Here is a 13,950-nt window from a genome sequence, read left to right on the forward strand (position 1 = left end):
GTCGGAAAGCGCCATCCATAGAAATCCGCGAAGCACACCCTTTTGTCTGGACTCGGGTCCGCATTGACCGGCTGCCCGGCCGTTCTCACGAGCAGAACGTGAAGTAGGTCGAGGAAGTAACGCCACTGACTTCCGACGGTGCGACGACGATGCGCCGGTGCGCGGCAGCCTGCCGCCGCGCACCGGCGCGGGCGCCGGCCTCACGCCTCCCGGTACGTCCCTTTAGCCTTGGCCGTATGCGTCGCCAGCACGTCCATCAGCGCCGGGCTCAGGCAATCGTAGGGCTCCAGCCCCTTGCTGCGCAGCGTGTCGCGCACATCCGCCATCAACGACGGCGGCGTGCCGCTTTCGATGATCGACGACACGAACGCGGCGAAACCCGGGCCATCCCAGCCGGCATCCTGCGACAGTTCGGTATGGATGAAATCCAGGCCGTAAAACGCATGGTCGCGATTCTCGATGCGCCCGAACAAATGCGTGCCGCACGTGGAGCAGGCATGGCGCTGGATCAGCGCCTTGTCGTCGACGACGCGCAATTTCTCGCCATGCGCGATGACGGTGACCTTGTCGCGCGGCACGACGCCCACGACGGCAAACAGCGCACCGGCCGGCTTCCAGCATTTCGTGCAGCCGCACGCGTGATTGAATGCGACCTGCGTATTGACCCGGACCTCGACCGGATCCTGCGTGCACAGGCAGCGCAGCGTACCGCCCGCGAACGGATCGGCGCCCTTCTGGATACCGCGATCGACAGTGGGATGAATGGCGACGGACATGGTCATGCTCCTTTTCGGTGCTTCGGCAGTGAACGACGGTTCGGATCGACTTCCCTTCGCGCATCGGCCCGGCGACCAGATGGAACTGGCGTGCAGAGCCCCCGATCATGTGGCATTTCATTCGTCGAAGGAAACTGGGGGGGAGTATATGGCGATACTGGTGGGGAGTATATCCGGCGATTTCCCGATGATGCGTTGATCGGGCCGCGCTACGTCAGATAAATGCCGGCCGGACGCCGCATGCCGGCGTCGAATACAGCCGGTCCCGGCTTTTCAGCGAAGGGCCTCCAAAGGCAGGGCACGCGGTTTGCAGGCTCGCTTGCCGGCCGTGCGCCGGCCGAGACGGCGACAGCCGGCCAGCCCAGGCAAGCCGTCGCGTTGCGGAACGCGTGCATTCGCGGCGTCGAGCTGCCGTTTCCGGCCGACCTGGCGCCTCGACGACGATCCCGCTACTTCACCGGCGTGAGAACCGGCGCGTCCTTGTTCTTGATCAGGAACACGACGAATTTCGCCGGCTTCGTGCCGCTGGCGTTTCGTCCGACCGTATGCACGTCGTCGGGGCCTTCGTGGAACGTGTCGCCCGCGTGGAGCGTGACCGTCTTGCCGCCGTTCAGGCCCATCACGATGCTGCCGTCGAGCACATAGACGAACGCGTGCGCGTCGTGGCGATGGACGGGGTCGACGCTGCCGGGCGGATAGTCGACGACGATCATCTCCTCTTCCTTGCCCGGATACTCGGGCAGCGGCTCCGTGGTCAGTTGCGTCACCTTGGCCTGCGGCGCGGCGGCAGCCGGCGGAACGGGCATCAGCAGCGACAGCGCAAGCGGTGCAAGCGCGAGCACGATGCGTTTCATGTCGTTACTCCAGGTTGGCCTTGTCGAGACCGAACATCTTGTCGAACGAGCCGGGCACCATCCGGAACGCGACGTTCAGCCGGTTCCAGCAGTTGATCGCACCGACGAGGACGCTGAGATCCGACAGCTCCTGCTCGACGTAGTGGGCGCGCACGCGATCGTAGAGATCGTCCGACACGCCGTGCGGCGAAAGCTGCGTCAGCGCTTCGGTCCATTCGAGCGCGGCGCGCTCGCGCGGCGAGAACAGCGGCGACTCGCGCCAGATCGCGACGTGATGCACGCGCAGTTCGCGCTCGCCGTGGATCCTGGCCATCTTGATATGCATGTCGACGCAGAACGCGCAGCCGTTGAGCTGCGACGCGCGAATCTCGACGAGTTCGCGAACCGGCACTTCGATCGTCGTCTTCTGAAGCAGCCCGTCGAGTTCGACGAGTTTCTTCGTCAGCTCCGGCGATTGCTGAAAGTAGTTGATACGTTGCGTCATGATACGTTCTCCTGATTGCTGAAGCAGGGCTATCGGCGCTGCGCATGACCATTCATTGCGCGACCTGCCTGGCAACCATCGTAATTGCAGGTCCCACGGGCCAGTAGTGCCGGGAAGGTGCGCACTCTATTGCCGCTTCGGAACCAATCGCGCGCCGTGGAAGCACGCAGCGAAGGCCGCCGCGAACAGCTGTTCCGGATGGGTCCCGGTGCCGGGCCCGCCGGAACTCGGCGGGCAGGCGCAGATCGACGGCGAGATTGCCGTCGTCCGAGCGGGCCACGCCGGAGGCCCGGCCGCACGCCGCGCGTCAGCCGTCGAGGCACGCAAGGAGCGTCCGTGCGTGACGGTGCGCTTCGTCCGCGTCGGCGACGTTCGCGAACCCGATGACGAGGCCGCGCGGCGTTTGCTGCGTATGGCTGTTCGTGTACCAGATCGACAGCGGCACGACCGCGAGCCCCGCGTCGCGCGCGCGTGCGGCGACGGCGACGTCGTCGACCGGCCCGTCGGGGCCGTCGGTGAACCGCACCGCGAACTGGATGCCGCCCACCGGCAGTTCGACGATCATCCGCTTGCCGAACACCTGTCGCAACGCGTTCACGATCAGCGTGCGGCGCTCGCCGTACAGCGTGCGCATGCGCTTCAGGTGCCGGGCGAAGTGCCCCTGTTCGATGAAATCCGCAAGGGCCGCCTGCAGGAGCGTCGGCGAGCCGGCGTTCATGCTGCAGGCCACGCGTTCGACGCGTTCCACCGCACGTTCCGGCACGACCGCATACGCGAGCCGCAAGCCGGGATACATCGCCTTGCTGAAGGTGCTGCAATAAATCACGTGATCGCGCCGGTCGAGACTTTTCAGCGCCGGCAGCGGGCGGCCGAGATAGCGAAACTCGCTGTCGTAGTCGTCCTCGACGATCCAGCCCGACGTCTTTTCGGCCCAGTCCAGCAGCGCGATGCGCCGCGATAGCGACAGCGTATGGCCGAGCGGGCTCTGCCGCGACGGCGTCACGAGCGCGAAGCGCGCGTGCGCGTCCAGCTGCAGGCCGCGCTCGACGTCGATTCCGTCGGCGTCTACCGGCACCGGGACGAGTTCCACGCCGGTCTCGGACAGGAAGCTGCGTGCGAGCAGATAGCCGGGGTCCTCGAACCACACACGGTCGTTCGGGCGCGCGAGGCTGCGCAGCACGAGTTCCAGCGTCGCGCGGTAGCCGCTGGTGACGAACACCTGTTCGGGCACGCAGGTGACGCCGCGCGACAGCCCCAGATAGGTGGCGATGTGTTCGCGCAGCGGCCGGTAGCCGGCCGGATTCGGGTAGCCCAGCAGCGCGCGGTCGGCGCTGCGCGCGCGCAGCGACACGAGCCGGTGCCATACCTTGCGCGGAAACGCGTCGAGCGCGGGCAGCCCGGGCTGCAGCGGGCGCGGCTCGCCGCTCAGCGCGACGGCGATCGGTTGCGCGCGCGGCGGCGGCGGGCTGTCGCGTGACATGCCCGGCGGCTGGCGCAGGCCGGCATCCTCGGCGTGCCGGACCGGATCGTCGGCACGCGAGGGCGCCGCCCGCGTCACCGATTTCGGCAGCGACGGCGAGACGAACGTGCCGGCCGCGCCGCGCATCTGCAGATAGCCCTCGTCGACTAGGATCGTGTATGCCTGTTCGACGGTGCCGCGCGCGGTGTTCAGCTGCGTCGCGAGGCCGCGCAGCGCGGGCACGCGATCGCCGGGACGCAGGTGGCCCGCGGCGATCGCGGTTCTGAACCGCTCGCAGATCTGCAGATAGATCGGCAACTGATGCTGCCGGTCGATTTCGATGGTCAGGGTGGAGGGGTGCTCAGACATGACGGTCTCGCGGAGGACGGGGACCGGCACGGCATGGACCAGTCCGATCGACGATTCTTGGCACTGCTGGATAGGACATGATTCTTCCACAATTGCGCCAAGCGATGGACGGTCATCGCCGCGTTCACCCGATCCGGCAGCCGTCACGTCCCCGTCACATTCCACTGCAGTTCATTCGTCAGGAGATTTTGCGATGAAGATCGTCGTCATCGGCGGTTCGGGCCTGATCGGCTCGCGAGTCGTCACGCTGGTCGAGGAAGCCGGCCACCAGGCGCTCGCTGCATCGCCGCGCACCGGCGTCAATACCATCACGGGCGAAGGCCTGACCGACGCATTGACGGACGCGGACGTCGTCGTGGACGTCGCGAATGCGCCGTCATGGGAGCCGCAGGCGGTGCTCGATTTCTTCCGCACGTCGGCGCGCAATCTCGGCAAGGCCGAAGTGGCCGCGGGCGTGCGCCATCACGTCGCGCTGTCGATCGTCGGCTGCGACCGCATGCCGGAGAACGGCTATTTCCTGGCCAAGGTCGCGCAGGAGCAGGCGATCGAGGCGGCGGGCGTGCCGTACACGATCGTGCGCGCGACGCAGTTCATGGAATTCATCGGCGGCATCGTGGATGCCGGCACGGAAGACGGCACCGTGCGCATCGGTGATGGACTGTTCCAGCCGATCGCCGCGGAGGACGTGTCGGCCCTCGTCGCGCAGGCCGCGCTCGCCGGGCCGCAGAACGGCACGATAGAGATCGCGGGCCCGGATCGCGCGCCGTTCGCGGAAATCGTCGCGCGCTATCTGAAGTCGGTCGGCGACACACGCGCGGTGGTGACCGATCGCGACGCCCGCTACTACGGCGGCCGCGTCGAGGCAACGTCGCTGGTGCCGCTCGGCGCGGCACGGCTCGGGCGCATCGGCCTCGACGCGTGGCTGGCGGGACGCTGAATCGCGTTCGCACGCAGGCGGTCGGCCGGCGCATGCCGGCGACGCGCCGATCCGTATGAGCAGCATGCTTGGGGCAGCGGAAATGAATCATTCGGAAACATCGGAGCCCGACGTTCGTCGCGACCTGGCCGGTCGCGCCGATGCGCTGTCGGCGAGCTTCGGTGCGAGCTATGCGGGCATCCTCGCGTTCGTTGCGGTGGCGAGCGAGGGGAGCTTCACGAAGGCCGCCGAACTGCTCGGCGTTGGGCGGCCGGCCGTGAGCCGCAACGTGCAGAAGCTGGAGGCGCAACTGAGTACGCGGCTGTTCCAGCGGACCACGCGCACGACCGAGCTGACGTGCGAGGGCCGGCGCTTCTTCGAGAACTGCCATCAGGGCGTGGCGCAGATCGTCGAAGCGATGAACGACATGCTGGAGTTGCGGCAGGGGCCGCCGCGCGGCCTCATCCGCATCAGCTCGGCCGCGGGATTCGGCAGGAAGATCGTGGCGCCGCTGCTGGAAAAGTTTGCGGACGTCTATCCGGACATCATCGTCGATCTGCTGCTCGACGACCGGCCCGTCGACCTGGTGTCCGAGCGGATCGACGTGTCGTTCCGCAACGGGCGCATCGAGGACTCCAGCATCATCGCCCGGCAACTGATTCCGATGCAGATGGCGCTCTGCGCGGCGCCGTCGTATGTGGCGGCGCACGGGCTCCCGCAACGCATCGAGGACCTCGACCGCCATGAGTGCATCAATTTCCGGTTCGCGAGCGGGCGCCTGTTCGAATGGGAATTCAATGTGGACGGCCGCGTGCAGAAGTACCTGCCGACGGCGCGCCGCACGTTCAACGACGCCGATCTCGTGTTGCGCGCGGTGCTGAACGGATCGGGCATCGCGCAGATGGCCGGCTACCAGATCCGCGACCATCTCGCGTCGAACGAACTCGTCGTCGCGCTGGCGCAGCATGTGCCGCAGGATCGCGGCCACTACATCTGCTATCTGAGCCGGCAACACCTGCCGACGCGCATCCGGATCTTCGTCGACTTCATGACCGAGCAGATCCGCGCGCTCGACCTGAACTGCATGACGCGGTTCAATCCGGAGATTGCGGAGGATGCGGCGCAGGGGCTGGCTGCCTGACGATTCGAGGTGGCCGGATGCGCGCCCCGGCGAGTCGACGCATCGCCGAATCGCCGCATCACCGAATCACCGAATCACCGAATCGCCGAATCGCCGAATCGCCGCCCCGCACCCGCCCGTCGACCCGCCGCGCCGGCCTAGAACGAATACGCCAATGACGCGAACAGGCTGCGCGGCGCGCCGGGCGTGACCCACAGGCTGTTGTACGAGCTGACGTAGTACGTGCGGTTGAACAGGTTGTTCAGCACGACCGACGCGCGCAGATGCTTGTTGACCTGCACGTAGCCGTTGAGCTGCACGGTCGCGTAGGCGGGCAGGTCGAAGCCGTCCTGCGTGTTCGCGGTGTTGCCCGCGCGGCGCCCGACGTAGATCACGCCCGCGCCCGCGCCGGCCTTGTCGACGAGCGGCAGCGCGGTTTCGTACATCAGCAGCGCGCTGCCGCTCAGGCGCGGAATGTCGACGAGGCGCGCGCCCGGCGTCAGGACGGTGTCGCGCGTGACCTGCGCGTCGACGTATGCGAGGTTGACGATGCCGCGCAAGCCGTGGCCCAGCTCGCTGTTCCATTCGAATTCGACGCCGCGGCTGCGTACTTCGCCGGCCGCACGCGAGAACCCGGCATTCGCCGGATCGGCGGTCAGCACGTTGCGCTTGTTCACGTAGAACGCGGCGACGGTCGCGAGCCAGCGCGAGCCGGCCCACTTCACGCCGGCTTCGTAGCCGTGCCCCTTCTCGGGATCGAACGCGCGGCCGTTCGCGTCGGCGCCGTTGTTCGGCCGGAACGAATACGCGGTGTTCGCATACAGCGACAGCGCGGGGCTGGCCTCGTACACGATGCCGAGCCGCGGGCTCAGCGCCGTTTGCAGCTGGCTCGTCGTCACGCCCTTCAGGCGATTCTCGACCGACTGGTGAAAGCGGTCCCAGCGCAGCCCGGCGAGCACTTTCCAGTGCGGCCCGAACGCGAGCGTGTCCTGCGCGTACAGGCCCTGGCCGTCGTCGCGCTCGAGCAGGTTCGTCGCGGTGCGCGGCACGGGCGCCGGCTGGCCGTACACCGGATCGAAGATGTCGATCGCATACGGCGCCGCGGCCGTCGGCGTCGAGCGCGCGACGAACTGGTCGTAGTTGAAGCGATACGCATCGACGCCCATCACGAACGCATGGTCGATGGCGCCCGTGCGGGCCTTGCCGGCCACTTCGACGCGCCCCTGCACGTCGTTCGAGTGAAACGCGACCTGCCGGTAGCGGCGCCACAGCGTGCGGCCGTCCGGCTGCAGCGCGAACGCTTCGGACGAGCGGCCCGACAGGTCGGTGTCGCGCTGCGCGAAGCCGGCGTTGACCGACCAGTCGGCATTGAAGCGATGTTCGAGCGTGAACTGGTGCCCCGAGTTGCGCACGTCGTAGTCGCCGTCGCGCGGCTCGCCCAGGAACCGCGACGCCGGCACCGCACCGAGCTGCCCGCCGACCGCGACCACGCCGCGATCGAGCGGCGCGCGCTGGCGCGCGGTCTCGAATTCGTAGTGGAGCGTCGTGTCGGCGCCGATATCCCAGGTGAACGACGGCGCGAACAGGTAGCGCTTGCTCGACACCGTGTCGCGGAAGCTGCCGTTGTCCTCGTTCATCGCGATGAAGCGGTACGCGAGCGACTGCGTGACGGGGCCGGTCGAATCGAGCGTCTCGCGCAGCGCGCCGTAGCTGCCGGCCGACACGCCGATCGTGTTCGAGCGCTTGAACTGCGGCTGCTTCGTCGTGTAGCTGATGAGCCCGCCGGGGTCGCCGCGGCCGTACAGCGCGGACGCGGGGCCCTTGAGGACTTCCATGCGCTCGAGCGTCGCGGTGTCGCGCGGCACGCTGATGCCGCGATTCCACGAGAAGCCGTTGACGAGGTAGTCGGTGCCGGACGTGTTGCCGTCGCCGGCAAAGCCGCGCACCGCATAGTTGTCCCACAGCCCGCCGAAGTTGTTCTGCCGCGCGACGCCGGCGACCCAGTCGTACAGGTCTTCGCCGCGGGTGGCGGCCACGGTCTGGATCAGTTTCGTATCGACGCTGCTGACCGCGAACGGAATCTCCATCACGTCCGCCTCGGTGCGCGTCGCGCTCGTCGAGTCGGGCGCGCGAAACGGTGCCTTCGTGCGCTGCGCCGAGATTTCGACGGCCGGCAGCACCAACTCCTGCGCATTGGCGACGTTCAGCCCGACCGTGCCGACGGCGATGGCCATCGGTGCGGCCGCCCAGTTCTTTCTGCTCATACCCGTCCCTGAGAAATTGGTTCGCGTTCGGGCACCACGAGCCGCGTTGCGCCGGCATCCGTGTTCCAAACGGTACATTTGCGCGCCGGAATTTAATGCAAATGAGATTTATTTTCAATCGTAAGTTTGCGGTTGTTGTGTCCGGGTTGAATCGCGCGGGGACGCCCATCGGCATGACTGGCGGATCGGCGCGCGGCGCAGCACCGTGCCGGCCTCGCGGCTGACGGCCGGCCTGCGATGGGGCGGGTCCGACGGCTAGTCGGGGACGACCGCGGAATTCCGCGCTCGGCGCGGCCGTCGATCTGCTGAAACGCATCGGCGGCACGGCGCTCCTGTCCGAGACGCCGGAAATCCACGGCGCGGAGCATCGGCTGATCGCGCGCGCGGCTTCGCGCGACGAGGCCGGCGGTCTGGTCGACAGGTTTCAGGTGGGAGCGCTACGTCGCCGACGATGGCGGAGAAAGGAACGACAACCGTTTCCCTCACTGCGGGATTCGTCGACCGCATGACCGGGCAGGTCCGCGTACGCGAGCGGCGCTCGCATGACGTGGTTCAGTCCGGAAGTTTCGGCGATGGCGATGGCGATCGCGGAGACGGCGGCTCGGCCGGCGTGTCGCCGCAGCGCCACGCACGTTCGTCCGCGATCCAGTCGCCGAACAGCTGGATCTTCTGCTGCTGTTCGGTTCCGGCCGGATACACGAAGTAATAGCCCATCCCCGTCGGCAACGCGACGTCGAACGGCATCACGAGCCGGTGCGCGGCCACGCTCTCGTCAACCAGCGTCCGGTCGCCGATCGCGATGCCGTAACCGTCGATCGCCGCGTGTGTGGCGAGATCCAGCGTCTCGAAGCTCAACCCGCGCGTCGAGTCGACGTGCGGCGCGCCCGCATGGTCGAGCCACCGCTTCCAGTCGCGGTGATCGCGCGTCGGATGCAGCAGCGTGTGACGGAGCAGGTCGTCGAGACTCGCGAGCGGTTGCCGGTCCAGCAGGCTCGGCGCACAGACAGGCGTAAGCCGTTCCTCGAACAACGGGATCGCATGCATGTCGGGGCCGGCGCCGGGCGCGTAGATCACCGCGGCGTCGAACGGCTCCATCCGGAAATCGACGTGATGCTCCCAGGTGGTCGTGATCTGCACCTGGAGTTCGGGATGCTCGGCCTGGAACCGCATGATGCGCGGCAGCATCCACTGCATCATGCAGGTCGGCACCTTCAGCGCGAGTTCGGTGCGCCTGCGTGACAGGCGCATCGATACCTCCTCGATGCGCGCGAAGCTTTCGCGCACCGTCGGCAACAGGAGCTCGCCCTCGGCCGTCAGCGTCAGCCCCTTGGGCGTGCGCTTGAACAGCGGAAACTGATAGAAGCTTTCGAGCGCGAGGATTTGCCGGCTCACGGCGCCCTGCGTCAGGCACAGGTGCCCGGCGGCGCGCGTGAAGCTGCCGTGTCGCGCAACGACGTCGAAGACCTGCAGCGCATTGAGGGAAGGCAGTCGTTTCATCGGGAGCATCGGCGTGGAACGGGCGGCGGCGCGGGATCGCTCAGTGCAGGATTTTCGCGAGGAAGTCCTTCGCGCGGTCCGACTTCGGATTCGAGAAGAAAGCGTCCTTGCGGTCGTCCTCGACGATCGCGCCTTGGTCCATGAAGATCAGGCGATGCGCGACCTTCTTCGCGAAGCCCATCTCGTGCGTGACGACCATCATCGTCATCCCTTCCTGCGCGAGTTCGACCATCACGTCGAGCACTTCGTTGATCATCTCGGGATCGAGCGCGGACGTCGGCTCGTCGAACAGCATCGCGATCGGGTCCATCGACAGCGCGCGCGCGATCGCGACCCGCTGCTGCTGGCCGCCCGACAGCTGGCCCGGAAACTTGTGCGCATGCGCCTTCAGGCCGACGCGATCGAGCAGCTTGATGCCCTTCTCGGCCGCTTCGTCCTTGCCGCGGCCGAGCACCTTGACCTGCGCGAGCGTGAGGTTCCCGGCGATAGACAGGTGCGGGAACAGCTCGAAATGCTGGAACACCATCCCGACCTTCGAGCGCAGCGTCGACAGGTTCGTCTTCCTGTCGCCGACCGACTGGCCGTTCACGCGGATCTCGCCCTGCTGGAACGGCTCGAGGCCGTTCACGGTCTTGATCAGCGTCGACTTGCCCGAGCCGGACGGGCCGCACACGACCACCACCTCGCCTTTCTTCACCTCGGTCGTGCACTCGGCGAGGACCTGAAACTGGCCGTACCACTTGGAAACGTTGCTGATGGAAATCATGAAAGTCCCTGCATCGTAATGAGGCGCGCGCGGCGCCGGTTCAGCGCGCCTTCGCGACGCGATAGCGGCGCTCGAGCGTGCGCGCATACCACGTCAGCGGGAAGCACATCGCGAAGTACAGCAGCGCGACCATCGCGTAGATCGGAAACGGCTTGAATACCGCGTTGGTGATGATGTTGCCGGTCTTGGTCAGTTCGGTCAGCCCGATGATCGACGTGAGCGCGGTGCTCTTCACTGCCTGCACGAGGAAACCGACGGTCGGGGCGAGCGCGATCTTCCACGCCTGCGGCCATACCACGTAGCGCAGCCGCTGGGTCCACGTCATGCCGAGGCTGGCCGCCGCGTGCCACTGGCCGTGCGGGACCGCGTCGACGCAGCCGCGCCAGATGTCGGCCAGACAGGCGCTGGCGTTCAGCGTCAGCACGACCGACGCCGCGACCCACGGCGTCACGTCGATGCCGACGAGCGGCAATCCGAAGAAGCCGAGGAACAGTTGCATCAGCAACGGCGTGCCCTGGAACAGTTCGATGTACAGGATCACGAAGCGGCGCAGCGCCGGCACGGGCGAGATGCGCATCGCCAGCAGCGCGAACCCGGCGAGGCCGCCGCCGGCGAACGTGATCAGCGACAGCAGCACGGTCCAGCGCGCGGCGAGCAGCAGGTTCCATGCAATATCCTGGAAGGTGAATTCGATCATCGCGCACGTTCCGTCGGCAGGTGGGTTTCAGGGGAGCGGGCTCGCCACGTGAAGCGGGCAACTCGCGTGCGCCGCGGTGCGGCAGCCGCGCCGTGGCGCGTGCGACCGGCGAACAGCCGCCGGCCGACGCGATTGAGCAGCATGCGCAGCGCGATCGACAGCAGCAGGTAGATCGCGGTCACGACGACGTAGATCTCGAACGCGCGGAAGTTGCGCGACTGGATGAAGTTGGCCGCGTAGGTCAGGTCGGGCACCGAGATCTGCGACACGACCGCCGAGCCGAGCATCACGATCAAGACCTGCCCGAGCAGCGCGGGGTACACGTTCGCGAGCGCCTGCGGCAGCACGACGTGGCCGAACACCTGCCGGCCGTGCAGCCCGAGCGCCCGCGCGGCCTGCACTTGCCCGTGAGGCACCGATTCGATCCCGGCGCGCAGGATCTCCACCGCATAGGCGCCCAGGTTGACCGTCATCGCGAGCACGGCCGCCTGCGCTTCGTCGAGGTGTACGCCGAGCGTGGGCAGCCCGAAGAAGATGAAGAACAACTGGACCAGGAACGGCGTATTGCGGATCAGCTCGACGTAGGACGCGACGAGCGCGCGCGCCCAGCGCGGGCCGGCGAGCGCGATCCACGCGCCGCCGGTGCCGAGCAGGCCGCCGAGCACGGTCGCGGCCGCGGTCAGGCCGAGCGTCACGCCGACGCCGCGCGCGAGCATGCCGGCGTAGAGACCGAAATCGCTGAAGTCGAACACGTAGCTCATCGCGATGCCTTGGGTCGAGCGTGCGGGGCGAAGGCGCTGCGCATCACAGATCGGCCGGCAGCGCCGCGTGCAGCCACTTCTGCGACAGCGTGTTCAGCGCGCCGTTCTTCTTCGCGCCGGCGATCGCGTCGTTGACCTTCTGCATCAGGCGCGGCTCGTTCTTGTTCAGGCCGACGTGGTCGGGCGAGCTGAACAGCGAGAACTTCTGTTCCGGATCGATCGACGGATGACGCGCGATGATCGTTGCGCCGACGTCGTTGCCGACCACCAGCAGTTGCGCCTGTCCCGACAGGAACGCCGCGATCGCGCCGTTCGGGTCGTCGAAGCGCTTGATCGTCGCGCTCGGCGGCGCGACCTTGCTGATGCTCAGGTCCTCGAGCGTGCCGCGCGCGACCGCGACCGATTTGCCGGCGAGATCGGCGTTGCCCTTCACCGCGAGCGACTTCGGGCCGAACACCGCGAGGTAGTACGGCGCATACGCGTTCGAGAAGTCGATCACCTTCGCGCGCTCCGGCGTCTGCCCGACCGACAGCAGCATGTCGGTCTTGCGGTCGGCGAGATACGCCATCCGGTTGTCGCCGGTGACCTGCACGAGTTCGACCTTCGCGTTGAGCGCCTTGCCGATCAGGTTCGCCATGTCGATGTCGTAGCCCTGCGGCTTCATGTCGGGGCCGATCGAACCGAACGGCGGGTAGTCCTCGAACACGCCGATGCGCACGACGCCCGATTTCGCGATCGTGTCGAGCGCGTCGGCGTGCGCGAGCGGGGTGACGGCGGCCACGCCGGCGGCGCAGGCGCAGAGGAGGGCGGTACGGGCGAGCAGGCGTCGCACGAGGCGGTTGGCTTGGGTCGATACGTTCATGGCGGGATCCTTGTTGCTGCGTTGGGGAACGAAAGGAAAATCAGGCGCCGCGTGCGGCGATCAGCTTGCATGCGTGTGCCGGCAGTTCGGCGGCAACCGGCATGCCGACGTGCAGGTCGGGTGTCTCGCGCGGCGTGGTCGCGGCCGTCAGCGTGAAGCCGTGGCAATCGATGGTCGCCTCGATCGACGCGCCGACGTCGCGCACGAACGTGATCGTGCCGGCGAGCGTGTTCGGCGTGCCCGACGCCGTCGCGCCCGGGCGCACGCATACGTCCTCGGGGCGAATCAGCAGGCGCACGGCGTCGGACTCGCGGGGCGTGTCGGATGCGCGCCCGATCGAGAGGCGCTGTCCGCCCGGCAGGACGATCGCGTCGTCGCCGTCGCACGCGACCGGCAGGATGTTGCCGAGGCCGATGAAGTCGGCGACGAATTCGTTGACCGGGTCGCGATAGATGTCGAGCGGCCGGCCGACCTGCTGGATGCGGCCTTTCTCCATCACGACGATCTCGTCGGCCATCGTCATCGCTTCGCGCTGGTCGTGCGTGACCATGATCGTCGTGATGCCGAGCCGTTGCTGGAGCAGCCGGATCTCGACCTGCATCGCCTCGCGCAGCTTCGCGTCGAGCGCCGACAGCGGCTCGTCGAGCAGCAGCAGGCGCGGCGACGACGCGATCGCGCGCGCGATCGCGACGCGCTGGCGCTGCCCGCCCGACAGCTGCGTGACGAGCCGGTCGGCCATGTGCGGCAACTGGATCAACTCCAGCAGCTCGGCGACGCGCCGCGCCTGCGCGGCCCGGTCCGTCTTGCGCAGCCGCAGCGGGTACGCGATGTTCTGCGCGACCGTCATGTGCGGAAACAGCGCGAGCGACTGGAACACCATGCCGAAGTCGCGCCGGTTGGCGGGTACGTGCGTGAGGTCGCGGCCGGCGAACGTCACCGTGCCGGAGGTCGGCGTGTCGAGGCCGGCGATGATCCGCATCAGCGTGGTCTTGCCGCAGCCGGACGGGCCGAGAAAGCAGACGAGCTTGCCGTCCGGCACCGACAGGTCGACGTGGTCGACCGCACACGCCTGATGAAAGCGCTTGGTCACGTTCTGGAGGATGAGCTGGGTCATGACGGTTCCTT

Annotated in this window: 14 protein-coding genes and 1 pseudogene; 3 read left to right on the forward strand and 12 right to left on the reverse strand. The window is 67.6% G+C overall.

What is annotated here, in order from left to right; genetic code table 11:
• Positions 1 to 200: 200 nt before the first annotated feature.
• The 5 genes and pseudogenes from gfa to U4Z64_RS28805 all read right to left on the reverse strand — a co-directional run bounded on the left by gfa (position 201) and on the right by U4Z64_RS28805 (position 3,942).
• A complete protein-coding gene (gfa, locus tag U4Z64_RS28785) occupies positions 201 to 776 on the reverse strand; it encodes an S-(hydroxymethyl)glutathione synthase (RefSeq protein ID WP_321821738.1) in 576 nt (191 codons plus the stop codon).
• A gap of 449 nt (positions 777 to 1,225) precedes the next feature.
• The gene (locus tag U4Z64_RS28790) at positions 1,226 to 1,630 is read right to left on the reverse strand and encodes a cupin domain-containing protein (protein WP_321821739.1); all 405 of its coding nucleotides are present in this window, start codon (positions 1,628 to 1,630) and stop codon (positions 1,226 to 1,228) included.
• 4 nt (positions 1,631 to 1,634) lie between these two features.
• A complete protein-coding gene (locus tag U4Z64_RS28795; RefSeq protein WP_321821740.1) occupies positions 1,635 to 2,114 on the reverse strand; it encodes a carboxymuconolactone decarboxylase family protein in 480 nt (159 codons plus the stop codon).
• A 150-nt stretch (positions 2,115 to 2,264) separates the two neighbouring features.
• A pseudogene (locus tag U4Z64_RS28800) lies at positions 2,265 to 2,409 on the reverse strand (peroxiredoxin); the annotation flags it as partial.
• 12 nt (positions 2,410 to 2,421) lie between these two features.
• The gene (locus U4Z64_RS28805) at positions 2,422 to 3,942 is read right to left on the reverse strand and encodes a PLP-dependent aminotransferase family protein (protein ID WP_321821741.1); all 1,521 of its coding nucleotides are present in this window, start codon (positions 3,940 to 3,942) and stop codon (positions 2,422 to 2,424) included.
• Positions 3,943 to 4,135: 193 nt separating this feature from the next.
• On the opposite strand from U4Z64_RS28805, the gene U4Z64_RS28810 reads away from it, so the two are divergent.
• Both U4Z64_RS28810 and U4Z64_RS28815 read left to right on the forward strand, forming a co-directional pair.
• On the forward strand, positions 4,136 to 4,879 hold the full coding sequence (locus U4Z64_RS28810; protein ID WP_321821742.1) for an SDR family oxidoreductase: 744 nt from the start codon (positions 4,136 to 4,138) through the stop codon (positions 4,877 to 4,879).
• A gap of 82 nt (positions 4,880 to 4,961) precedes the next feature.
• Entirely contained in the window at positions 4,962 to 5,999 is a 1,038-nt protein-coding gene (locus U4Z64_RS28815) for a LysR family transcriptional regulator (protein WP_321821743.1), read from the forward strand.
• Positions 6,000 to 6,136: 137 nt separating this feature from the next.
• Here the strand turns inward: U4Z64_RS28815 and U4Z64_RS28820 are convergent, their stop codons facing one another.
• Positions 6,137 to 8,242, reverse strand: coding sequence for a TonB-dependent receptor (locus U4Z64_RS28820; protein ID WP_321821744.1), 2,106 nt, complete (start codon positions 8,240 to 8,242; stop codon positions 6,137 to 6,139).
• Positions 8,243 to 8,574: 332 nt separating this feature from the next.
• Here U4Z64_RS28820 and U4Z64_RS37665 point away from each other — a divergent pair, with 332 nt between their 5' ends.
• Positions 8,575 to 8,751: a hypothetical protein gene (locus tag U4Z64_RS37665; protein ID WP_415750608.1), complete on the forward strand. Its 177-nt coding sequence runs from the start codon at positions 8,575 to 8,577 to the stop codon at positions 8,749 to 8,751.
• A 43-nt stretch (positions 8,752 to 8,794) separates the two neighbouring features.
• On the opposite strand, the gene U4Z64_RS28830 is transcribed toward U4Z64_RS37665, so the two are convergent.
• The 6 genes from U4Z64_RS28830 to U4Z64_RS28855 are packed head-to-tail and all read right to left on the reverse strand — an operon-like array spanning position 8,795 to position 13,939.
• Positions 8,795 to 9,739 carry a LysR substrate-binding domain-containing protein gene (locus tag U4Z64_RS28830; protein WP_321821745.1) on the reverse strand — a complete coding sequence of 315 codons (945 nt, stop codon included), beginning with the start codon at positions 9,737 to 9,739 and terminating at the stop codon, positions 8,795 to 8,797.
• Positions 9,740 to 9,779: 40 nt separating this feature from the next.
• Complete coding sequence (locus U4Z64_RS28835; RefSeq protein ID WP_321821746.1) at positions 9,780 to 10,505, reverse strand: amino acid ABC transporter ATP-binding protein; 726 nt, start codon at positions 10,503 to 10,505, stop codon at positions 9,780 to 9,782.
• Positions 10,506 to 10,545: 40 nt separating this feature from the next.
• On the reverse strand, positions 10,546 to 11,202 hold the full coding sequence (locus U4Z64_RS28840; RefSeq protein WP_044848710.1) for an amino acid ABC transporter permease: 657 nt from the start codon (positions 11,200 to 11,202) through the stop codon (positions 10,546 to 10,548).
• Positions 11,199 to 11,963: an amino acid ABC transporter permease gene (locus tag U4Z64_RS28845; protein ID WP_321821747.1), complete on the reverse strand. Its 765-nt coding sequence runs from the start codon at positions 11,961 to 11,963 to the stop codon at positions 11,199 to 11,201. The genes U4Z64_RS28840 and U4Z64_RS28845 overlap by 4 nt, the downstream gene beginning before the upstream one ends.
• 43 nt (positions 11,964 to 12,006) lie before the next feature.
• A complete protein-coding gene (locus U4Z64_RS28850; protein ID WP_321821748.1) occupies positions 12,007 to 12,825 on the reverse strand; it encodes a transporter substrate-binding domain-containing protein in 819 nt (272 codons plus the stop codon).
• A 40-nt stretch (positions 12,826 to 12,865) separates the two neighbouring features.
• Complete coding sequence (locus U4Z64_RS28855; protein WP_321821749.1) at positions 12,866 to 13,939, reverse strand: ABC transporter ATP-binding protein; 1,074 nt, start codon at positions 13,937 to 13,939, stop codon at positions 12,866 to 12,868.
• Positions 13,940 to 13,950 lie beyond the last annotated feature (11 nt).

This window comes from Burkholderia sp. BCC1996, assembly GCF_905339955.1.
GTDB lineage: Bacteria > Pseudomonadota > Gammaproteobacteria > Burkholderiales > Burkholderiaceae > Burkholderia.

Bases quoted from the DNA above. Each gene is read 5' to 3' on its own strand.
- gfa (WP_321821738.1), bottom strand. From the start codon at position 776: ATGTCCGTCGCCATTCATCCCACTGTCGATCGCGGTATCCAGAAGGGC.
- U4Z64_RS28790 (WP_321821739.1), bottom strand. From the start codon at position 1,630: ATGAAACGCATCGTGCTCGCGCTTGCACCGCTTGCGCTGTCGCTGCTG.
- U4Z64_RS28795 (WP_321821740.1), bottom strand. From the start codon at position 2,114: ATGACGCAACGTATCAACTACTTTCAGCAATCGCCGGAGCTGACGAAG.
- U4Z64_RS28805 (WP_321821741.1), bottom strand. From the start codon at position 3,942: ATGTCTGAGCACCCCTCCACCCTGACCATCGAAATCGACCGGCAGCAT.
- U4Z64_RS28810 (WP_321821742.1), top strand. From the start codon at position 4,136: ATGAAGATCGTCGTCATCGGCGGTTCGGGCCTGATCGGCTCGCGAGTC.
- U4Z64_RS28815 (WP_321821743.1), top strand. From the start codon at position 4,962: ATGAATCATTCGGAAACATCGGAGCCCGACGTTCGTCGCGACCTGGCC.
- U4Z64_RS28820 (WP_321821744.1), bottom strand. From the start codon at position 8,242: ATGAGCAGAAAGAACTGGGCGGCCGCACCGATGGCCATCGCCGTCGGC.
- U4Z64_RS28830 (WP_321821745.1), bottom strand. From the start codon at position 9,739: ATGAAACGACTGCCTTCCCTCAATGCGCTGCAGGTCTTCGACGTCGTT.
- U4Z64_RS28835 (WP_321821746.1), bottom strand. From the start codon at position 10,505: ATGATTTCCATCAGCAACGTTTCCAAGTGGTACGGCCAGTTTCAGGTC.
- U4Z64_RS28840 (WP_044848710.1), bottom strand. From the start codon at position 11,202: ATGATCGAATTCACCTTCCAGGATATTGCATGGAACCTGCTGCTCGCC.
- U4Z64_RS28845 (WP_321821747.1), bottom strand. From the start codon at position 11,963: ATGAGCTACGTGTTCGACTTCAGCGATTTCGGTCTCTACGCCGGCATG.
- U4Z64_RS28850 (WP_321821748.1), bottom strand. From the start codon at position 12,825: ATGAACGTATCGACCCAAGCCAACCGCCTCGTGCGACGCCTGCTCGCC.
- U4Z64_RS28855 (WP_321821749.1), bottom strand. From the start codon at position 13,939: ATGACCCAGCTCATCCTCCAGAACGTGACCAAGCGCTTTCATCAGGCG.